This is a genomic window from Spirosoma foliorum (assembly GCF_014117325.1).
Lineage (GTDB): Bacteria > Bacteroidota > Bacteroidia > Cytophagales > Spirosomataceae > Spirosoma > Spirosoma foliorum.
The window spans coordinates 3,306,554-3,326,445 of sequence record NZ_CP059732.1; the positions used below are offsets into that span (position 1 = coordinate 3,306,554).

General features: G+C 46.2%; 23 protein-coding genes and 1 pseudogene. 2 read left to right on the top strand and 22 right to left on the bottom strand.

From position 1 onward, the window contains the following. Positions 1-22: 22 nt before the first annotated feature. From H3H32_RS13795 to aroQ, 17 genes and pseudogenes are all read right to left on the bottom strand, one after another. On the bottom strand, positions 23-625 hold the full coding sequence (locus tag H3H32_RS13795; protein ID WP_182463258.1) for an inorganic pyrophosphatase: 603 nt from the start codon (positions 623-625) through the stop codon (positions 23-25). 45 nt (positions 626-670) lie between these two features. Continuing rightward, the gene (locus H3H32_RS13800; RefSeq protein WP_182463259.1) at positions 671-1,666 is read right to left on the bottom strand and encodes a glycosyltransferase family 2 protein; all 996 of its coding nucleotides are present in this window, start codon (positions 1,664-1,666) and stop codon (positions 671-673) included. 4 nt (positions 1,667-1,670) lie between these two features. Further along, positions 1,671-2,024 (bottom strand): annotated as a pseudogene (locus H3H32_RS37500) (HepT-like ribonuclease domain-containing protein). After that, entirely contained in the window at positions 2,014-2,304 is a 291-nt protein-coding gene (locus H3H32_RS13815; protein WP_182463261.1) for a nucleotidyltransferase family protein, read from the bottom strand. The pseudogene H3H32_RS37500 and the gene H3H32_RS13815 overlap by 11 nt, the downstream one beginning before the upstream one ends. Before the next feature lie 36 nt (positions 2,305-2,340). Then, positions 2,341-3,162, bottom strand: a complete 822-nt coding sequence (locus H3H32_RS13820; RefSeq protein ID WP_182463262.1) for a tRNA1(Val) (adenine(37)-N6)-methyltransferase — start codon at positions 3,160-3,162, stop codon at positions 2,341-2,343. Positions 3,163-3,279: 117 nt separating this feature from the next. Next, positions 3,280-3,918, bottom strand: coding sequence for a ribonuclease H1 domain-containing protein (locus tag H3H32_RS13825; RefSeq protein ID WP_182463263.1), 639 nt, complete (start codon positions 3,916-3,918; stop codon positions 3,280-3,282). A 4-nt stretch (positions 3,919-3,922) separates the two neighbouring features. Beyond that, a complete protein-coding gene (locus H3H32_RS13830; RefSeq protein WP_182463264.1) occupies positions 3,923-4,306 on the bottom strand; it encodes a type II toxin-antitoxin system VapC family toxin in 384 nt (127 codons plus the stop codon). Further along, a complete protein-coding gene (locus tag H3H32_RS13835) occupies positions 4,306-4,527 on the bottom strand; it encodes a DUF2281 domain-containing protein (RefSeq protein ID WP_182463265.1) in 222 nt (73 codons plus the stop codon). Before H3H32_RS13835 ends, H3H32_RS13830 begins: the two co-directional genes overlap by 1 nt. Positions 4,528-4,653: 126 nt before the next feature. Beyond that, complete coding sequence (gene pepT, locus H3H32_RS13840; protein WP_182463266.1) at positions 4,654-5,901, bottom strand: peptidase T; 1,248 nt, start codon at positions 5,899-5,901, stop codon at positions 4,654-4,656. After that, positions 5,902-6,366 (bottom strand): pyrophosphohydrolase domain-containing protein, encoded by a 465-nt coding sequence (locus H3H32_RS13845; RefSeq protein ID WP_182463267.1) that lies wholly within the window; start codon positions 6,364-6,366, stop codon positions 5,902-5,904. A gap of 105 nt (positions 6,367-6,471) precedes the next feature. After that, complete coding sequence (locus tag H3H32_RS13850) at positions 6,472-7,035, bottom strand: hypothetical protein (RefSeq protein WP_182463268.1); 564 nt, start codon at positions 7,033-7,035, stop codon at positions 6,472-6,474. A gap of 128 nt (positions 7,036-7,163) precedes the next feature. After that, positions 7,164-8,336 (bottom strand): M28 family metallopeptidase, encoded by a 1,173-nt coding sequence (locus tag H3H32_RS13855; protein ID WP_240543766.1) that lies wholly within the window; start codon positions 8,334-8,336, stop codon positions 7,164-7,166. Positions 8,337-8,489: 153 nt separating this feature from the next. Beyond that, a complete protein-coding gene (locus H3H32_RS13860) occupies positions 8,490-10,679 on the bottom strand; it encodes a glutamine synthetase III family protein (protein WP_182463269.1) in 2,190 nt (729 codons plus the stop codon). A gap of 129 nt (positions 10,680-10,808) precedes the next feature. Next, positions 10,809-11,843: a glutamine synthetase beta-grasp domain-containing protein gene (locus H3H32_RS13865; protein ID WP_182463270.1), complete on the bottom strand. Its 1,035-nt coding sequence runs from the start codon at positions 11,841-11,843 to the stop codon at positions 10,809-10,811. Between the two features lie 373 nt (positions 11,844-12,216). Next, entirely contained in the window at positions 12,217-12,792 is a 576-nt protein-coding gene (locus H3H32_RS13870; protein WP_182463271.1) for a MarC family protein, read from the bottom strand. Between the two features lie 109 nt (positions 12,793-12,901). Beyond that, entirely contained in the window at positions 12,902-13,924 is a 1,023-nt protein-coding gene (locus H3H32_RS13875) for an aminotransferase class V-fold PLP-dependent enzyme (protein WP_182463272.1), read from the bottom strand. Positions 13,925-13,994: 70 nt separating this feature from the next. Then, the gene (gene aroQ / locus H3H32_RS13880) at positions 13,995-14,417 is read right to left on the bottom strand and encodes a type II 3-dehydroquinate dehydratase (protein WP_182463273.1); all 423 of its coding nucleotides are present in this window, start codon (positions 14,415-14,417) and stop codon (positions 13,995-13,997) included. A gap of 95 nt (positions 14,418-14,512) precedes the next feature. Here aroQ and xerD point away from each other — a divergent pair, with 95 nt between their 5' ends. Continuing rightward, the gene (xerD, locus tag H3H32_RS13885; RefSeq protein WP_182463274.1) at positions 14,513-15,433 is read left to right on the top strand and encodes a site-specific tyrosine recombinase XerD; all 921 of its coding nucleotides are present in this window, start codon (positions 14,513-14,515) and stop codon (positions 15,431-15,433) included. Between the two features lie 177 nt (positions 15,434-15,610). Here xerD and H3H32_RS13890 read toward each other — a convergent pair whose 3' ends face one another. After that, positions 15,611-16,147: a DUF8685 domain-containing protein gene (locus H3H32_RS13890; RefSeq protein ID WP_182463275.1), complete on the bottom strand. Its 537-nt coding sequence runs from the start codon at positions 16,145-16,147 to the stop codon at positions 15,611-15,613. Positions 16,148-16,239: 92 nt separating this feature from the next. On the opposite strand from H3H32_RS13890, the gene H3H32_RS13895 reads away from it, so the two are divergent. Next, positions 16,240-17,436: an aminotransferase class V-fold PLP-dependent enzyme gene (locus H3H32_RS13895; RefSeq protein ID WP_182463276.1), complete on the top strand. Its 1,197-nt coding sequence runs from the start codon at positions 16,240-16,242 to the stop codon at positions 17,434-17,436. Positions 17,437-17,547: 111 nt separating this feature from the next. Here H3H32_RS13895 and gloA2 read toward each other — a convergent pair whose 3' ends face one another. From gloA2 to H3H32_RS13915, 4 genes are all read right to left on the bottom strand, one after another. Then, entirely contained in the window at positions 17,548-17,937 is a 390-nt protein-coding gene (gene gloA2 / locus H3H32_RS13900) for an SMU1112c/YaeR family gloxylase I-like metalloprotein (protein ID WP_182463277.1), read from the bottom strand. Positions 17,938-17,942: 5 nt separating this feature from the next. Then, positions 17,943-18,134, bottom strand: a complete 192-nt coding sequence (locus tag H3H32_RS13905; RefSeq protein ID WP_182463278.1) for a hypothetical protein — start codon at positions 18,132-18,134, stop codon at positions 17,943-17,945. 106 nt (positions 18,135-18,240) lie between these two features. Continuing rightward, positions 18,241-19,245 carry an IS701 family transposase gene (locus H3H32_RS13910; protein WP_182462186.1) on the bottom strand — a complete coding sequence of 335 codons (1,005 nt, stop codon included), beginning with the start codon at positions 19,243-19,245 and terminating at the stop codon, positions 18,241-18,243. Positions 19,246-19,283: 38 nt separating this feature from the next. Then, positions 19,284-19,781 (bottom strand): SixA phosphatase family protein, encoded by a 498-nt coding sequence (locus H3H32_RS13915; RefSeq protein WP_182463279.1) that lies wholly within the window; start codon positions 19,779-19,781, stop codon positions 19,284-19,286. Positions 19,782-19,892: the final 111 nt, after the last annotated feature.

Genomic DNA, 19,892 nt, shown 5'->3' on the forward strand with positions numbered 1-19,892 from the left:
CAGCGGACGAATGGTCCCTTTATTACATCAACTTATAATCGTTGATAGATGTTTGAATAACCTCCCAGGCTTCGGCTTGTCCGTAGATATTCGCCAGCTCCATAACGGCTGGTTCTTCGGGCAGATTTTTATACGTCAGGAAGTAGTGACGTAACCGTTTTACAACTGCTTCGGGCAATTGACCCAGCTCGGTATACTGACCATACATGGCATCGCCTTTCAAAACGGCGATAATTTTATCGTCGGCCTCTCCTTTATCGATAAGACGGAATCCACCAATGGGGATAGCCTGAAGAATAAGGTCACCGTGGGTAATTTCGCGTTCGGTTAACACACAGATATCCAGCGGGTCACCATCGCCCATTTCAACTGTTCGACCCGATTTTTCGGTTGCCAGTTTCGCTATCTGATCACCACAAAATGTTTGGGGAATAAAGCCGTAAAGCGCAGGTAATACGTTGGAATATTGCTGAGGTCGGTCAATTTTAAGGTAGCCTGTTGCTTTATCGATTTCGTACTTAACGGTATCGGTCGGTACAATCTCAACAAAGACAGTCACTTGTTTGGGCGCTAATTCGCCAATTGGGATACCATGCCAAGGATGCGCTTTAAAATTACTCTTCATTGCTTTTTACTATGGAGGTTGTTATTTATTAATACGTGTATTCAATTATATAGTCACTTTCTGTTCTGAAAACCCAACTCGCTCGGCAATCTGCAAATCGCCCGATTTACCCAGCGACTGTCGAACCAGCATTTCGCCCAGAAAACCCGCCAGGAACAACTGAACGCCCAAAATTATCGCAACTAAGCCGAAATAAAACAGGGGATTGTCGGTAGCGTTTCGAAATTTAACACCCTGCGCAATATTAATCAGCTTTTCAACGATCAGCCAGATGGCCAGCACGGTGCCTACGAAAAACGACAAGGTACCGAACGTACCGAAAAAGTGCATGGGCCGCTTACTGAACTTCTGGACAAACGCGATAACGAGTACATCCAGAAAACCATTGACAAAGCGTTCGAGGCCAAATTTAGTAGTACCGTATTTGCGCGCCCGGTGCTGAACTATTTTCTCGCCAATTTTACCAAACCCGTTCCAGTTGGCTACAATCGGCAGATTGCGGTGCATATCGCCATAGAGTGTTGGTGCTATGGTTTTAACAACTTTCTGCCGATATGCTTTTAGGCCGCAGTTGAAATCATGAAGCTGCACCCCGGAAATCCAGCGCGAAACCGAATTAAACAGTTTAGTCGGCAGCGTTTTCGTGATAGGATCGTAGCGTTTCTGCTTCCATCCTGACACCAGATCGAATTTCTCTTCGGTAATCATCCGGTACAATTCCGGTATTTCATCGGGGCTGTCCTGTAGATCGGCATCCATCGTAATGACTACCTGACCACGAGCCGCCTGAAAACCCGTTTGCAAACCCGCTGTCTTACCGTAGTTCCGATTAAACCGAATACCACGCACCGCCGAATTAGCCTGTGCCAGTCGTTCGATTACAGCCCACGACTCGTCGGTGCTGCCATCGTCAACGAACAGGATTTCGTATGTATACTGTTGTTCTGTTACGACTCGTACAATCCAGTCGTGCAGTTCGGGCAGCGACTCATCTTCGTTGTAGAGCGGAATCAGAACGGTTAGTTGAAGCAATTCTGACATTGGATTAAGGCTCCGTTAATTGATCAATTAACGCCTGAATTTTAGGTTTCAGTTCAGCCGTGTGTTTTGTAATGATACGCCAAAGAATTTCGGGTCGAATACCATAATATTCATGTACAAGTATATGTCGCAGGGCAATTATGGCACCCCAGTCAACTGTGTTATCTAATTACTGAATCTCATCAGTGATATGATTAGCGGCCTCTCCAACAATTTCCAGCGCTTTTACTACGGCAAATGTAGTTTTTATATCTACGGCAAACTCATCAAATGTTAGCCCCTCAATAAATATGTCAATCGTTTTTAAGGCATCCAGAATATGTTCAAGGCGGGCTTTGTTCGGCAATCTACCTTTCATAAATCAACTGTTTATCCTGATTTACAAAAGGAATTATGTATTTAGACAAAGTACCTTCACAAACTAAGTCCACTTTACGATTTAGTTTTTTTTCTAAATCCATCCACCAATGTATATATTCTAACCCAATTGGCTCTGAAAAATCAAGCTCGAGTAAAACATCTATGTCGCTATCGGCCTCTTGTTCACCCCTTGCAAACGACCCAAATAACCAGGCTCGCTCAACCGGTTTATCGGCAAAATAATGCTGAATCTCCTGCACAATCTGGCCTTTTTCCATAGTGAAAGCAACTAGTGATACGGCAAAGTTACTATTTTAAAACAGTAGGTAAAAATCGCTCAGTAAAGCTCGAAATTCTGATGTATAGGTTGCAGGCGGTGCCTTTCCATCAGCCTGACTTCGCGGATTAGTTTCGTAAATTCTCAGCGTTTCATCAATGATTGGCCCATCTACAAACGAAAAACCCGTAATCACCCGAAAAACAGGCTTCTTCTCATTGTGCTTTAGAAAAAGTCGTTGAAACGGTTTTAAACCCACTTCGTTCGCCAACTCCGTTAACTTTTCTGTTTCATAAGGAGGCAAGAGTACCCACCACTGCCCCTCTACCGTCAATAACCGAACAACAGCCTCAAGCAGTTCCGGAAAAGGTAACTCATCGGTATGAAGCGCCCTAGTTACCGCAGCATCGGGTGAGCGGAGATGGTTAGTGTAAAATGGGGGGTTTGTCAGGATTCGGTTGTAAAGTTTTCCCTTACCCCCGGCCCCTCTCCCGTTTTGGGAGAGGGAAGACGTTCTGTCTCCAAGTCTGCTCCCCTCTCCCGCTCTGGGAGAGGGGCCGGGGGTGAGGGGGAATTCTTGAATGCGGGTATGCACCACCTGCACCCGTTCCGCAAATGGGCTGGCAGCTACATTCTCACTAGCCTGACTAAAAGCGGCATCGTCTACCTCGACTGCATCTACACTCGCTGTTGGGTTGCGCTGTGCAGCCATCAACGCCAGCAAACCTGTCCCTGTACCGATGTCTAACACACGCCCGCCTACTCCTACGTCAGCATAGGCCCCCAGCACACAGGCATCCGTACAGACCTTCATGGCCGTACGATCCTGCTGAATGGTGAATTGCTTAAAGGAAAACAATGTGATGTATGATATAGGGTCGGGGCCGCCCGTGCGGTATGATGTATGATAGAAGGTGCATTTAATAGTTATACATCATACCGCACGGGCGGCCCCGACCCTATATCATACATCACCTTACTTTCTGCCAAAATCTGCCGGATTTTCGCCCCAGACCGTGGTTTCCCATTTCAGGACCGGGTTAGCGAATCGATGGGTTTTGAGCCAGGTTTCGGCCCGGTCGAGTAGTTCGAAGAGTTCGGCATTTCGGGATGTTTCCTCGAGTTTAGTGTTGGCCTTTTTCTTCTGAACCCAGCCAATAGCCGTTCTCGAATCAGAATACACGGGAATATTGCTGTTTTTCTGATGAAGCAACGCCAATGCATGAACAATAGCTAGAAACTCACCGATGTTATTGGTCCCATCGGCAAAAGGGCCTTTCAAAAACAGTTTTTGCTTGGTAGCCAGGTAAATACCCTGATATTCCATATCGCCGGTAGCCGTATTCCAGGCGGCATCGACAACCAAACTATCCTGAATAGGCAAGCCTACTAATCCATCTAGTTTCCCCTGTTTACCTGCCGGTTTAGTACCCTGACCGATATGAACATGAGGTTTATCTTTGAAGGCTTTAAGGGCGGCTGGCTCACTGTCGAATGATTTGAACAAGGGTTTAGGAAACCCATCTGTCTGAACTTTAGCTTCGTCCCAACTATCATAAACACCCGGCTTTCGACCCTGCCAGACAACATAAAATTTTGGCTTTTTCTCGGCCATAACACTACCAGATTCGATTAACAGGATAAAGGTCAAATGCAGAATCGGCACTTACTACCGGAATAGCATCAACAATTGATTGGGCAATAATCAATCGATCAAAGGGGTCTTTATGATGTTGCTCCAAACGACTCAGAAGAAATGTATGACGAAGTTCAATAGGGTAAATTTTGTAGTCGTATAAAGTAATTTGCTCCTGAATCAGTTCGTCAAACGGTTTGGCGAATACCAGATTTCCTAATTTATATTTGATTGCCATTTCCCAAATGCTGGCAATGCTTATCCAGCAAACCGCATCCGATTCAATTAGTTGCTTGGCTCTCCTACTCAGTCTGGAGTCTCCGATTGCATGCCAAATAAAAACTTGTGTATCAAGTATGTAATCCATTATTGATACTCTTCAAAGCCTTCTGGTATATCGTCGAAACCAGGAAGAATAGTAATCATTCCTTTGGCGTTCCCAAAAAGGCCAGCCCGTTTACCAGCAATCAATTCTGAATCAGCCTCTTTCTTCTGATATTTACTCCACAAAAAGTCAATAAAATCACTAACCTCTCTCCGCAAATCAGCGGGTAAAGACTCGTATTTTTTTAATATTAGAGCGTCCATAGTTGACATATACAGGCAGGTTTACATCCAAAGTAACACGTTTCTACAGTAAATTGTCCCACACTTGATTTCATGTTGAAAAGCTTTTAGGGTACAGAATAGTATTTCGGGGAATCAACTGTAATACTAACTCCGCTCCTCCCAAACCTGCGCTACGTTTACAATCACCTCTACAGCTTTCTGCATATCCTGTACAGATACCCACTCCAGTCGGGAATGAAAGGCATGTTCACCCGCGAAAATGTTAGGGCAAGGCAAACCCATAAACGATAATCGCGATCCATCTGTGCCTCCCCGAATACTCCGACGTTCGGCAGATAGGCCCGACCGACGAATGGCTTCAAGAGCATTATCGACTACCGCAGGATGTTGGTCAAGTACAGCTTTCATGTTACGGTATTGCTCTTTCACAACAAACTGAGCCGATGAGCCAGGGTAGTTTTTCAGTATATCGTTTAGCTGGTTTTGCAGGTACGTTTCTTTCTCCTGTAAACCAACTTCGGTAAAGTCCCGGATTATGAATTCCAAAACGGCCTGGTCCTGATTTCCCTCCATGTGGGTTGGATGAACAAAACCCTCTTTTTCCTCCGTCGTTTCTGGTGATAGTGCATTTTTAGGCAGCACAGCCAGCAAATCGGCAGCGATTTTCAGCGCGTTTTCAAGCTTGCCCTTCGCAAAGCCGGGATGGGTGCTCACGCCCTGAATAGTGATCTTAACGCCGTCGGCAGAGAAGGTTTCATCTTCAAGCGTGCCCAACGCTTCTCCGTCGATCGTATAACCAAAATCAGCACCTAATTTCTGAATGTCAACTTTTTCGGTTCCTCGCCCAACTTCTTCATCGGGCGTAAAAAGCAATCGGATACGGCCATGCTTAACCTCAGGGTGGGTCAGCAAATAATTAGCTGCGTCCATGATTTCGGCGACACCCGCCTTATTGTCGGCTCCCAGTAAAGTAGTACCGCTGGCGGTTATGATGTCGTTACCTATCTGGTGCTCTAAATCAGGATGATCGATAACTCGAATGATCTGCGAAGTGTCATCAGGCAAGACAATATCAGAACCATCCCAGTTATGATGAATCATCGGCTTTACCCCTGCTCCTGTCACATCGGGCGATGTATCGACATGGGAACAGAAACAGATGGTTGGTACGTCCGTCTTCTCTGTGTTGGCTGGAATGGTTGCATACACATAGCCCCACTCATCCAGTTCAGCATCTGTAACACCCATATCGAGCAACTCTTGTACCAGTACTCGACTAAGATCTTTCTGCTTTTCAGTACTCGGATTTGCTGTTGATTGGGGGTCAGACTGGGTGTCGATTTGTACGTAACGAAGGAAACGATCTACGGCTGTATGAGTGTAGTTTTTCATTTATCCCAGAATTCCCGCCAGATCTGCTGGAGAGTAATTTACGCTTTTAAGTGTCTTATGATCGGCGTCTCGGAACACCAGGTATTTACCGTCTGACTCTATGAAATGGCAGGGGAAGCCTTTGGCCTGGTACTCCGCCACAGTCGCTTCAGCTTCGGCAACGGTCAGGCAGGCTTTGCTCATGTTCGAGCGTTGTACTTCATCAAAAAGAGTCTTGAATTTATCACCTAACCCGAACTCCAGTACGGCTCCCGATAATACATATTGTAAATCGCAAAGCGCATCGGCTACCGCCACAATGTCGCCTTCAGCAATAGCTTCTCGCAATTCATCAAGTTCTTCGGCCAGCAGAGACACCCGAAGCTGGCAACGGGCAGCCGAAGGAATCTGGGGGGTTTCTAATACAGGAGCATGAAAGGTGCGGTGAAATTCCGCAACCTGATTAAGAGAATCTGGTTGTTGCATGTTAAATAATGGATAATGTAAAATGGATAATGCAAAATGGAGCGAGTGACATTAACTATCGACATGCCATTCCTTATTATTCATTTTACATTATCCATTATTCATTTAGTTTTCTTCCTCTTCGCTGGAGAATGAATACAGCGTGGTATCGAGCGAGAGTGTATTTGATTTAAAGTGGCCAATAAAGTCCTCAATAACGTCGTCGGTGATTTCTTCGACGTTCAGGCAAACGTCCAGCGCAATACCGTAGTCAGACTGGGCATCGACTTCAACGTGTTCCTGTACTTTGACGGTCTCCAATTCTTCGATTTCCTCAATAATTTCGGTTAAAGCCGTTTCGGCTTCTTCCTCCAGCTCAGGATCGATTTTGTAGTTGGGTTTACGTTCTTCGGGGGGTACGTATTCTGGAAAGGTCTTCCGAACCTGTTCAACAGCCATTTCATAAACTAAGCTGCTATGATGCAGCCGAAGCGTATAAACCAGCGTATCGAAAATAACTTCCTCTCCCTGATAGTGGCCAGGAAACTGAATATGCACACATTCTCCCTCGTCCAGTGTATCCAAATCGTCGTCTTCTACAATAACGAACGATTTACCTTCCTGCTTACACTCCTCTTTGAGTGCGCTGATTTCTTCTGGGTCGAACCCTTCGTTTTTATAAGTAGCCATTTGACAAAAGTAAGGGTTAATGAACAATGATGAACGAACCTTAAGTGGTAATTACCCCAATTAGCCAACCTACTTTAGGAGCAATTTCTAAATCTTAGTACCAACCAACAGCAAAAAAGTTTGTAATTCTACTTAGCAGGTTGATTTTTCAACCACTCTACAACCACTGCTTCGCTAAGATCGATCGCCGTATCGATGGGTGCTTTATCGACATTTGCCAATACGTCGTCGGGCTGGTGGATATGGGGCATTCGTCCGTCAGCATCTAAGGCACATAAGGCTAAGACAGGAATACGGTTTCGTACAAACCATACACTATCGAAGTCGGCGGTATGCCAGCGGCCTATCTGTGCGCGGTTTTTAAAAAAGTCATTTTCAATCAATTGCCGAGCCAAACGCGTAGGTTCGTTTTTATACTGGATTAATTCGGCGGTACCCGTTTGCTCAATAACGGTCAGTTTCCCAGCGCCGAGGGTATCGAAATTAATCGCTAGTGTCTGGCTTCGTTTCCATTCCCGTTTATGAGCTTCGACATACGCGTGAGCCCCAATCATACCCACTTCTTCGGCACTGGTTAGGACAACTTCCAAATCCAGGTCGGGTAAATTCGCTTCCCGAAGTCGGTCGGCGGTGGCTAATGCAGCAGCTACACCGGTCGCATTGTCACTAGCGCCATTGGTATAGCCTTTAAGCCAGTAGCCCGCTGTACCTACAATAGCTTGTAAACTAAAATAGCCTATGAGCCCATAGCGAACATAGGTTAGGTAGGGAAGCCCAATTTTGAATACTTCGAGGGTAGCCAACGAAGCTGCCAGAAGCATTAGCCAGAGCGAAATAAGTAAGGAGATTCGAAAATTTGCCTGTTGTTTTGGGCTATAAAGAAACGATACCGGGGCTGTATCGTAGTGTGCCATCAGGATTACTTTTCGTCGATTTTCTCCCGCTCCACTGCCTTCCCATTTTCCAATAACATTCGTTGCCGTGTGTTGTATTGGAAATCGGACAATGAATGAATAACGCCAGTTGAAGTACTTCCAGGCCATCCAGAAAAAATACCAGACAAAGCCAACAGCAACACCCGTAACTGGCAGTAAGATCAAGCCAGTAAGCAACCCGCCAATCAACCAGTAGACAATGGTTACATAGGTTTTGGGCGTCTGAAAGGGCTCTGTTCGTACAGAAGCTCCCATCTCTGTCAGATGCGATTGAAGGAGTCGTGCTGCTTCAGCCCCTTCTGGCGTAGCAGTGCCTCGATGCGGTAAGGCAGCAAGGTCATGAAGAATATCTGAGCTGGAATTCACAGGGTTATAATTTAGGACCGGGATTTTTATGATTGGACTGACCGACTATGATTGGAAAAATGTGATTTTCGCTTTCAACGAAAGCTTATTAGCTAAATCATAGTCAGTCGGTCCAATCATAAAAATCCTGGCGGGGCCGCCCGCGCGGTCTGACTACTTCACAAATAACAATTCTCGGTACTTGACTAGTGGCCAGTCTTCATCGTCCACGACCTCTTCGAGCTTATCTACTTCATAGCGGATTAGGTCAAAATGATCTTTTACTTCGGTGGCGTAGAGTTTAGCGCGTTCACCTGTATCAAGTACGTTATTGGCCTTTTTACGTGACTCAATCATGGCTTCTACACCTTTCTTGATGACCATAACGCGCGTCGAAATTTCACGTAGAATATCCTTAATCGGTTCGGCTTCAGCTGTCATGCCCAGCTCGACCAGATTGCGGGCGGTTTCAGCCAGTTTATTCTGGTATTTTAGCGCGGTCGAAACGACATGGTTCATCGCTAAATCGCCCATCACCCGCGACTCGATCTGTACATTTTTGATGTATTTCTCAAGTTCGATTTCGTAGCGCGATTCAACTTCAGCATGATTCATGATGCCTGTTCGCTCGAAAAGTGCCAGTGACTCGGGTTGCACAAAAATGCCTAGGGCATCTGGCGATGACTTAATGTTTGATAAGCCCCGGCGAGCTGCTTCCTCAACCCACTCGTCGGAGTAGCCGTTGCCCTCAAATAGAATTCGTTTGCTATTGGCGTAGTATTCTTTCAAAATATCGACAATGGCGAGTTCTTTCTTCTCTCCTTTCGCCAATCGTGCATCCAAATCAAATTTGAACTTATTCAATTGATCAGCGACAATGGCATTCAAAACAGTCATTGTCGATGCCGAGTTGGCCGAACTACCCACCGCCCGAAACTCAAATTTGTTTCCCGTAAAGGCAAAAGGTGATGTTCGGTTCCGATCTGTATTATCACGCATCAGGCTGGGAATTCGATTCAATCCTAGTTTATAATAGACATTGTCTCCTTTGTTAACCGTCACTTCCGACTTGGTTTCCAGGTCGTTAAGTGCTTGCGTTAAGGCTTCACCCAGGAAAATAGACACAATGGCGGGTGGCGCTTCATTAGCTCCAAGGCGGTGTTCGTTACCAGCCGATGCGATGCTAGCCCGAAGCAAATCTGCATTATCGTGTACAGCCTTCACTACGTTTACCAGAAATGTCAGGAATCGCAGGCTTTCTTTGGGCTTGGTACTGGGAGCCAGCAAATTAACCCCCGTATTGGTTCCCATCGACCAGTTGTTATGCTTGCCACTACCATTGACGCCTGCAAACGGTTTTTCGTGAAAGAGCACTTTCAGGTTGTGCTTCTCAGCGATCTTCTCCATTAAATCCATCAGGAGCGCATTATGATCGACAGCCAGATTGACTTCCTCAAACGTTGGTGCCACCTCGAACTGACCGGGCGCTACTTCATTGTGGCGCGTACGGACAGGCATTCCCAATTTCATTGACTCGAACTCAAAGTCCACCATGAAGGCATTGACGCGAGGAGGAATTGACCCAAAATAGTGATCTTCTAATTGCTGTCCACGGGCGGGTGCGTGCCCAAATAACGTTCGGCCAGCTAGTACCAAATCAGGGCGTGCATAAAATAAAGCTCGGTCGACCACAAAGTATTCCTGCTCTGGTCCGAGGGTTGGCGTTACTTTCGTGATATTCCGGTCAAAGTACTGACAAACAGCCGTTGCCGCTTTATCCAGGGCATTGAGTGCTTTCAACAAAGGGGTCTTATAATCTAACGCTTCGCCGGTGTACGAGATAAAAACAGACGGGATACAGAGTGTTTTCCCACCCGCTCCGTTATCCATCAGGAAAGCGGGCGATGAGGGATCCCAGCCGGTATAGCCCCGCGCTTCGAAGGTATTTCGCAAGCCACCGTTCGGAAATGACGAAGCATCGGGTTCTTGTTGCACCAAGGCACTTCCTTTGAATTTCTCAACCGCTTTACCATCGAAGGTAATATCGAAAAAAGCATCATGTTTTTCGGCGGTTTCGCCCGTTAACGGCTGAAACCAGTGCGTATAGTGAGTTGCTCCTTTCGATGTGGCCCACGACTTCATAGCACTCGCTACTTCATCGGCAATTCCCCGATCGATCTGACCATTGGTATTGATTGCTTCGGTTACTTTCAGGTACGCTTCGGGCGAAAGCAGCGTCCGCATTACTTCATTATTAAACGTATAACTTCCAAAAAAATCGCCAACACGTTCAGTAGGAGCAGCTACCTGCATAGCCTGACGGTTTTGGGCAATCTCAAGGGCTTTAAAACGGAAATTGGACATTGACTAGTTAAAGGGTTTTAGGTTAAACTATTTGCCAAACTTACACGCCTTCACGACAGATTACAATGGATAACAAAAAAAAGCCCGACCACTCACGCAGTCGGGCTTTGTATAATCAGGTATGTTAGCTTATGCCGCTACCACATCAGCCGATTTAACGGTCTTGATGATAACTGCAGCTACTTTGTATGGATCAGCAGCCGAGTTTGGACGACGGTCTTCTAACCAACCTTTCCAGCCGCGTTCTACCGTAGCAATTGGGATACGGATCGAAGCACCACGGTCAGAGATACCGTACGAGAACTGATCGATAGACTGCGTTTCGTGTTTACCGGTCAAACGCAGGTGGTTATCAGCTCCGTACACATCAATGTGTTCTTTGATAACTTCAGGTGTCTTACCGAACGATTCACAGATGGCTGCATAAACTTCTTTGCTACCCGATGTACGTAGTACTGAGTTTGAGAAGTTAGCGTGCATACCCGAACCATTCCAGTCGGTATCGCCCAGGGGTTTGCAATGCCAGTTGATTGAAATACCGTATTTTTCACCGATACGCTCCAGTAAGTAACGGGCAACCCAGATTTGATCACCAGCAGCTTTAGCGCCTTTCGCGAAGATCTGGAATTCCCACTGTCCGGTCGCTACTTCAGCATTGATACCTTCTACGTTCAGGCCAGCGTCGAGGCAAACGTCAAGATGCTCTTCAATAATGTAACGGCCATACGCATTTTGTGCGCCTACCGAGCAATAATAAGGACCTTGTGGGCGAGTTGGGAAGCCTTCGGCTGGGAAGCCCAGTGGCTTATCAATTTTCATGTCCCACAGGAAGTACTCCTGTTCAAAACCAAACCAGAAATCGTTATCGTCGTCTTCAATCGTAGCACGACCATTAGTCACGTGAGGAGTACCATCAGCATTCAGTACTTCGCACATAACCAGATAACCGTTTTTGCGCTGTGGATCAGGGCAGATGAAAACTGGCTTCAGCAGACAGTCTGACTTACCACCTTCAGCCTGTTCGGTTGAAGATCCATCAAACGACCACATCGAGCAGTCTTCAAGGTTGCCTGAGAAATCGTCCTCAATTTTAGTTTTGGACCGTAGGCTTTGGGTGGGCTTGTAGCCATCGAGCCAAATGTACTCTAACTTCGATTTTGCCATGATGTACAGTGGATTATTTTGAATAGGGGTTTCTTCACTAGACTTTCGGCAAATATAATACGGCTTTACAATAAAATATAAAGGCCAAGAACCCCTATAACCATACTTTTTACTGTTTTTCAGGAAATATTATAATTTTAATTCGCCCAATCCTATAAAATACAACATTCGGGCAAAAAATTTATCACTTTATAATTTTAAGCGTCTATTAATAAAAAAGTGTATAGAAGCAGTTAGTACCTTTAAAAACAGGGCTGATTCCCTGAAAAACAGGCGTTTTTACAAAAAATAGCCTTTTACCAGAATTAGTCTTCTGACAAAAGGCTATTTTGAATTCCTGTATGAACACAAACTGAACGTCCTGATTATAGAATCAGAAATCAGCAATCAAATTCGTTTTGAATAACTTAATAGCAATAGCTAGTAGAATGATTCCAAATATTTTACGGAGTACATCCAGCCCACCCTGTCCGAGACGGGTTTCTAGCCAGCCCGATGATTTCAGAACTACGTAAATCAGGATCAGGTTTAAAATAATCCCGATAATTATATTGAGTGTCTGGTATTCAGCCCGTAACGAAATGATGGTTGTCAGCGTACCAGCCCCGGCTATTAACGGAAACGCAATCGGTACAATGTGGGTGGCACCACCCGAAGCTATTTCTGATTTGAAAATGGTTCGTCCCAGAATCATCTCCAGACCGATCAGGAAAATTATCAACGCCCCTGCCACGGCAAACGACGCGACATCGACCCCGAATAGTTTCAGAATTTCTTCCCCAACAAACAGAAACGAAATCATTAACACCCCCGAAGCAAACGTAGCCTGCTCCGATTCTATTTTCCCCGTCTTTTTACGAAGGTCAATCAATACCGGCAACGACCCAACGATGTCAATTACCGAGAATAATATGAGTGTAACGGAAATAACTTCCCTGATGCTGAACATAACGATAAATTGATCACAATGTAACGTGGACGGAAGTCCGCGTAGCCGAAGGCTAATTATGTTTTATACTTTACCAGTTAGCCTTCGGCTACGCGGACTTCCGTCCACGTTACTTATATGACTCCAGAAACTTTTTCAAAGTTCCAATCTCTTCATCAGAAATAGCCGGAAAATTAGCAATACGGAAGGTTGTATTTTTCCAGTCGCCATACCCATTTCCGAGAGTTATACCCGCCTGCTGAGCGGCAGCTTTAATAGCCTTTATCGCAGCTTCAGAACCTTCTACGGCAATCACTGTATCTGAACGAGTAGCAGGATCATTGATCAATAGCTTGAAAGCTGGTGAATCAAGGGTCAAGCTGGCCTCTTCAAAAAAGGCGTACCAATCGGCGGCCCGTTTTTTTGTCAGGGTATTGACTATGGCAATCGGCTGCACCTGTTGTAGAACGCGCATCAGCATATAAATGCCCAACCCATTCGGGGTATACGGCGTCTGAAACTTCGAAAAATTTTCGTGGATAAATAACAGACTGTTATAGTGGTTATTCTCGCCAATTTCCTCGGCTCGTTTGAGCGCAGCTGGCGAATACACCAATACGGCTAAGCCTGCTGGAAGTCCGAAACATTTCTGTACAGACGCAAACCAAACATCGGCCAGCGTCCAGTCAAAAGCAATGCCCGCCATCGACGAAACCGCATCGACCGCAATCAGCGAAGAGAAATCCCGCCTGAACTGGGCCAGCGTTTCCATCGTCACCTGTGTGCCATTGGACGTTTCGTTTTGAACGATACACAATACATCGGCTTCATTTAGGTTGGTAGGGGGCTTGATTCGATATGCATACTCAGCCCATTTTTTCCCAAAGGCCCCACTATACGGATGTAAGCTCGTTTCGGCAGTCAGCGACTGAGCCACAATTTCCCAGCATTCCGTCGCCGACGAAACCAAGGCAATGTGGTAATCGGCCGGAATATCGAGCTTTTCGTGAAGTAGCTGCACCGTCTCTTTCACGATATCCATAAAGCCTGCACTTCGGTGATTAAGGCTCACAATGCCCTGTTGTATTGCTTCGGCAGCATACTCAGCTACCTGCGGATAAACTTTCGATGGGCCAGGATAGAAGGTGATCATTTATGATGTATGATGTATGATGTATGATGTATGATGTATGATTTGCAAAAAATATATCCTATATCCTACTTCATACATCCATTAAATACCTCACCGCCATTTCATACCCCATCAACCCCAAACCCACAACAACGCCTTTGCATTTTGCAGAAAGGTAACTGTGATGCCGGAACGACTCACGAGCGTGAACGTTCGAGATATGCACCTCTACAGCTGGGGCTGTTACTGCCGACAGAGCATCCGCAATGGCAATAGACGTATGCGTATAAGCGCCTGCATTGATCACGATTCCATCGATGTCGAAACCTAATTCGTGGATTTTATCAATCAGTTCGCCTTCGTGATTCGACTGAAAATAGCGAAGTTGCACCTCCGGAAACTTCGCTTCGAGGGTTTCCAGGTACTCAACGAAAGATCGGTTACCATAAATAGTTGGCTCACGCTTACCCAATAGGTTAAGGTTGGGGCCGTTGATAATGAGAATTTGTTTCATGTACTTGATTTACGAGTTGCGACTTACGAGGTACGATATTTACTAATTCGGAGCTCTACATCGTAACTCGTACTTCGTAAATCGTAAATCTATCTGTGTGGCAAAGTTATATAAACGCCTTTAAGAACTACCTCAAACTCGAACGGTCATTAGCCGAAAACTCAGTGGAAGCGTATCTGCACGACGCCGAGAAACTCCATGAGTACATTCTGCTGACTGATCCGGCCAGAACACCTATGCAGGTGACGGAAAAAGAGTTGATGAATTTCCTGAAATATCTTGGCGAATTAGGGCTAACGGCTCATAGTCAGGCCCGGATGCTATCGGGAATCAAGTCGTTTTTCAAGTACCTGCTGCTCGAAAATTTGATTGATCGCGATCCAACGCAAATGTTAGAAGCGCCTAAGTTAGGGCGCAAGCTTCCGGATACACTCAGTTTCCCCGAAATTGAAGATATGCTGGCTGCTATTGACTTGTCGACTCCTGGTGGAACCCGCGATCGAGCTATGCTCGAAGTTCTCTACAGTTCGGGTTTACGGGTAACGGAGCTACTCAACCTGCGCCTGACAAACTGCTTTTTTACCGAAGGCTTTGTGCGCGTTCTAGGCAAAGGCGACAAAGTTCGGCTGGTACCAATCGGCGAGGACGCCATGCATTACACCCGCATATATGTCGAGCATGTGCGTACTCAACTGGAGGTTCAAAAGGGCGACGAAGACACCATTTTTTTGAATCTACGGGGTAAACAACTATCGCGGATTACGGTCTTTACAACCATCAAAAAGCTGGCAGAGGAAGTGGGGATCAGAAAAACGATCAGCCCACACACCTTCCGACACTCTTTTGCCACGCACCTGATTGAAGGTGGTGCCGACCTGCGAGCCGTCCAGCAAATGCTTGGCCATGAGTCAATTACCACCACCGAAATTTATACCCACCTCGACCGGGATTATTTGCAGCAAACGCTTAAGGAGTATCACCCTCGCAGTCGGAACCGGGATTTCAACAAGATTTAAAAGATTCACAAGATTGATAATTGAGAATAAAAATCAAGAAAATCCTTTAAATCTTGTTAAAATCCCGGTCAAAAAAAGTCCCCGCTGTCGAAGCCGACGGCGGGGAACCCCCAATCTAACTAACCCAAAACTATATGAAACATTGAAACTACTTTTCTCAACTTACGCGTCAGCAAACTAGGCCTCAGCGGTGGCTTTCTCACCCACGAACTGTTGGTGCTGATTTTTAAATAGCAGGTTGAACGAAGTCAGGCTACCGTAAATCCGGGTGATATATTGTTGAATGTTTATCTTCTCTTCATCATCGAGCTGGCTGGCATTTACCCGTTGTTCGAGTACTCGTAGCCGATCCCTTACCATTACTATTTTATGAAAGAAAGCATCGATTGGCATTTCTTTCGGTGCCAAATCAGTCCGGCCGGGTTTCATGATCAGCTTCCCTCCTTTCCATTTATCGCCGAGTGGTACCAGTTCAGTTTGATCGACCCACTTCTGGAGGACTCGCGTGAGCGCCTGCTCAACATCAAACAAGCTTACCAGATCACCATCCGGTTCAAGCGCTTCGATAATGGTCAGGGGCGCATCGAATTTGATTATCTTCACGCCATGCTCGAGAAATGTAATGGTGTGTCCACTGGCTTTCAGATTAATAATTACGCCATCACCAAACTCAGCATGACGCACGCGGGAACCAATGCCCAATAGGGTATTCATAAAAATGGTACTGTTTACGTTTCAGGATATTCTAAACAAACCCCGTGCCAGAATAGCCTTTCATCATATAACTACTTCATCCCAGACAACTTATGCCTGTTGCAGACCCCAATCCTCTTTTTTGTCAAAAAGATCAATTTAATTTACCAGAGACTATTCACTATCTGAACTGTGCTACCCGAGCACCCTTCAGCAAAGCAGTCGTACAAGCTGGTCATTCAGCCCTCAGCCAGCAGGCAAATCCCTTCGGATTACGACCAGATGATTTTTTCAGTGGAGCCATTCGAGTTCGGGAACAGTTCTCGACGCTTATCAATAGTGATGATCCAGATCGGATTGCGGTCGTACCTTCTGTGTCCTATGGCATGGCCGTAGTAGCTCGTAATCTGGCTTTTAAACAAGGAGTTCAAGCCGGGCAGAAAATTGTACTTATTGGAGATGAGTTTCCGAGTGATGTATATGCCTGGAACCGTGTTAGTACCGAATTGGGCCTGACAATCACGACAGTTGGCATGCCTACCGAATTTCCCAAGGGAGCCATCTGGAATGAACGACTACTGGACGCTATCGATAGCGGTACCGCTTTAGTCGTTGTGCCACCCGTCCATTGGATGTACGGCATTCGATTTGATCTGGAAGCGATTGGTAAGCGAGTCCGCGAAGTAGGAGCCTGGTTGGTAATTGATGGAACTCAGGCGATTGGTGCACTTCCTTTTGATCTGGCTACCGTTCAACCCGATGCGCTGGTTTGTGCTGGCTACAAATGGCTGATGGGTCCTTACTCCCTCGGATTGGCCTATTTTGGTCCAGCTTTCGATGATGGCGTGCCGCTTGAAGAAGGCTGGATGAATCGGCTCGACAGCAACCAGTTTCATCGACTGATGGACTACCAGCCTCTCTATCGTTCAAAAGCATATCGCTATAACGTAGGCGAGCATACGCATTTTCTTCAGATGCCAATGCTCGAAACGGCTCTATCACAGCTGATCGACTGGCAACCCACCCGTATTCAGGCCTATACCAAAGATCTTATGGCAAACGCCTGGTCGAAACTGGAAGAACTGGATTGCCGCTTAGAACCCGAGAATGGCAGCTCGGGGCGCAGCCACCACTTAGTTGGTTTATGGTTACCCGATCATGCCGATCCAATGGCTATTCAACAGGCCTTGCTCAACGAAAATGTATCGGTATCGGCCCGAGCACGCGTTTTACGTATCGCACCTCATCTGTACAACACGCCAGAGGATGTCGATGCGCTGGTAAGGGTTTTGCAGAGTGTGCTCACGTAGAGACGCATCTTTGCGTCTCCTCTCGCGTCAGCAATAGTATCCAAATACATACAAACCATCCGATCCTAGTGGCTGGCGCGAGAGGAGACGCAAAGATGCGTCTCTACGCATTTACATCTCATACAACTCCAGCGGCAAGTCGTCGGGATCGGCGAAGAAGGTAAAGCGTCGGCCCGAAGTTTCATCGATACGAACGGGTTCAGTAACTACGCCTTTTTCCGTTAAGTGAGCAATGGCACTATCAAGATCAGTCACCGCAAAGGCCAAATGGCGCAATCCTGCCGATTCGGGCCGGGAGGGGCGCTTCGGCGGATTGGGGAACGAGAAGAGTTCGATTAAATACTGTCCGTTCAGCGCCAGATCTAATTTATACGATTGCCGCTCAGTCCGGTAATACTCACCCAGCACAGAAAACCCTAACACTTCGGTGTAAAATCGTTTCGAAACCTCGTAATTCGAGCAAATAATGGCAATGTGGTGTACAGCAGCAAGTTGGAGCATAGTCGTTAAGGAGCAAGTAACGTATCCGTCGCGGCCGTATCAACGGCTGTGCCATCTTTAGCAGGTAACGCTCGTTCGAGTTCCCGATGTTTGTTCCAGGGAGCGGTCGTCCGCCGAGCCATGTCAATAGCGAACAGGGCCACGATGGTTGTAAAGACGATAAACACGATAATGAAAATGCGACGATTACGATTCATTGGTTTAATGAATAATGGAGAATGAAAAATGTAGAATAATTAACGGCATTACACAAACAGCGTTTTGACTCATTATCAATTATCCATTATTCATTTACAATAGGACTTACGCAAAGGCAACTGAAGGATTCGCCAACTCTTGACGAAGGTAAGCATCTAATAAGCCTTGTTTGAGTTGGTAAACCGTTTTCTTAGTCTGATAAGCCAACTGTTTAAAACGTAACCAAGTCAGAGCCGCTAAGCCAATGTGATTGCGTTGACTACGAGCTAATCGACATTGACAACATTCCAGACCCGTGATCTGCTTATCTTCTCGATGAAACTGCTCAATTGTCCAACGAATACCACTTTTTTCTTCAGCGGCACTCGTCTCATTTTGAGCTAAATCGTTGGTGACGATATAGTCCGTCCGGTGGGTAGACACCAGTACGCGGAACAGTTTAAGATAGGTGTTTTGAGGCATCTTGTGTACTTTAACCAGCTTACCCTGCTGCACCTGTTGAGCTGACCAGCTCAGATAGCTGACAGGTTGATACGGTTCTTTGCCACCTGAATCATCGACCTTACGGTTGCTCTTGATAGGACAGTAAAACAGTTTTTCATTGGTAATGAGCCACTTGAAGAGGTCGGTCACAGCATACCAACTGTCCATTAAGACGATTCGATAACTGATCTGGCGGGGTGCTAGTTGGTTAAGCATGTCCAACACATGATCCAACTTGCTTTTTCCATCCTCATCGGGATTAAAAATACGGTAGTCAATGAGCCAGAACTGATTAATTTTAGGATTGAAGTAGACACAATTAACCACACCGATGCCTTTGATGATTCCATGAGCATTTCCACTGTATTGCCGACGAACCAGTTCAATTTTATGACTATGTTCTTTATTGAGCACGGTATCATCAAAGAGGATATAGCCATCGGTATCCAGTTGAATTTGGTGGCGGACATGTTGCCAGACCTGGCGAGGTGCCACTCGGCTAGCTTTGAGAAAGTACTGCACATTGTCATGGGTGATCCCTTCCAGGTGATCAGCCAAGTAGGTAGCCGTATAGTTGATCTGGCTACTCAGTAGAAACTGTCCGTAAAGTTGTGCGGTGACCTTCAAGCTATTTTTTATTTCAATTTACCACTTTTGCGTAAGTCCTATACAAGTTGTTTTGGGCCAATCTGAAAGGCTAAACTACCGGTCCGGCCAGAAACCTCTGCCCAGTCCGAAGTCTCGAACGTAACCGCAGCCACGGCCCCTTTGCTCATCGACCCGATATTCTCATGGGTCAGAAATTCAGCCAGATACGAGACATCCGGATTATGACCGAAAATCATAGCTGTCTTCGTTGAAGGTGGCAACGCATTGATCGCGGCCAGATAGGCCTTTGGTCCCCCATCGAACAGCTTTTCATCTAATTGGATCTGAGTCAGATCAAACCCCAACTGCTCAGCAAATACCTTCGCGGTATCTTTAGCCCGAGGAGCTGTACTGCTTATCATCTGATCGGGCTGGACACCTTTCCGATGCAGATAACGGCCCATACGGGCAGCGGCAATAATTCCGTCGGGCGTTAGCTGACGATCATGGTCAGCCATAAAAATTGCTCTGTCTTCTGCTTTAGCATGACGGACAATATAGAGCGTAATTGACATACTCGGTTGAATTATGTTGAGAAGTGGTGTCGTATTTCGCTGCAAAAATAAGGCCGCAATTGGCACGTAACTAATCATTGGAGTTTTTGAGGAATTAAATTGTCTGTGGGC

Excerpts from the sequence above, each read along its gene's own strand:
- H3H32_RS13795 (WP_182463258.1), bottom strand. The coding sequence starts at position 625 with ATGAAGAGTAATTTTAAAGCGCATCCTTGGCATGGTATCCCAATTGGC.
- H3H32_RS13800 (WP_182463259.1), bottom strand. The coding sequence starts at position 1,666 with ATGTCAGAATTGCTTCAACTAACCGTTCTGATTCCGCTCTACAACGAA.
- H3H32_RS13815 (WP_182463261.1), bottom strand. The coding sequence starts at position 2,304 with ATGGAAAAAGGCCAGATTGTGCAGGAGATTCAGCATTATTTTGCCGAT.
- H3H32_RS13825 (WP_182463263.1), bottom strand. The coding sequence starts at position 3,918 with ATGGCCGAGAAAAAGCCAAAATTTTATGTTGTCTGGCAGGGTCGAAAG.
- H3H32_RS13830 (WP_182463264.1), bottom strand. The coding sequence starts at position 4,306 with ATGGATTACATACTTGATACACAAGTTTTTATTTGGCATGCAATCGGA.
- H3H32_RS13835 (WP_182463265.1), bottom strand. The coding sequence starts at position 4,527 with ATGGACGCTCTAATATTAAAAAAATACGAGTCTTTACCCGCTGATTTG.
- pepT (WP_182463266.1), bottom strand. The coding sequence starts at position 5,901 with ATGAAAAACTACACTCATACAGCCGTAGATCGTTTCCTTCGTTACGTA.
- H3H32_RS13845 (WP_182463267.1), bottom strand. The coding sequence starts at position 6,366 with ATGCAACAACCAGATTCTCTTAATCAGGTTGCGGAATTTCACCGCACC.
- H3H32_RS13850 (WP_182463268.1), bottom strand. The coding sequence starts at position 7,035 with ATGGCTACTTATAAAAACGAAGGGTTCGACCCAGAAGAAATCAGCGCA.
- H3H32_RS13860 (WP_182463269.1), bottom strand. The coding sequence starts at position 10,679 with ATGTCCAATTTCCGTTTTAAAGCCCTTGAGATTGCCCAAAACCGTCAG.
- H3H32_RS13865 (WP_182463270.1), bottom strand. The coding sequence starts at position 11,843 with ATGGCAAAATCGAAGTTAGAGTACATTTGGCTCGATGGCTACAAGCCC.
- H3H32_RS13870 (WP_182463271.1), bottom strand. The coding sequence starts at position 12,792 with ATGTTCAGCATCAGGGAAGTTATTTCCGTTACACTCATATTATTCTCG.
- H3H32_RS13875 (WP_182463272.1), bottom strand. The coding sequence starts at position 13,924 with ATGATCACCTTCTATCCTGGCCCATCGAAAGTTTATCCGCAGGTAGCT.
- aroQ (WP_182463273.1), bottom strand. The coding sequence starts at position 14,417 with ATGAAACAAATTCTCATTATCAACGGCCCCAACCTTAACCTATTGGGT.
- H3H32_RS13890 (WP_182463275.1), bottom strand. The coding sequence starts at position 16,147 with ATGAATACCCTATTGGGCATTGGTTCCCGCGTGCGTCATGCTGAGTTT.
- H3H32_RS13895 (WP_182463276.1), top strand. The coding sequence starts at position 16,240 with ATGCCTGTTGCAGACCCCAATCCTCTTTTTTGTCAAAAAGATCAATTT.
- gloA2 (WP_182463277.1), bottom strand. The coding sequence starts at position 17,937 with ATGCTCCAACTTGCTGCTGTACACCACATTGCCATTATTTGCTCGAAT.
- H3H32_RS13905 (WP_182463278.1), bottom strand. The coding sequence starts at position 18,134 with ATGAATCGTAATCGTCGCATTTTCATTATCGTGTTTATCGTCTTTACA.
- H3H32_RS13915 (WP_182463279.1), bottom strand. The coding sequence starts at position 19,781 with ATGTCAATTACGCTCTATATTGTCCGTCATGCTAAAGCAGAAGACAGA.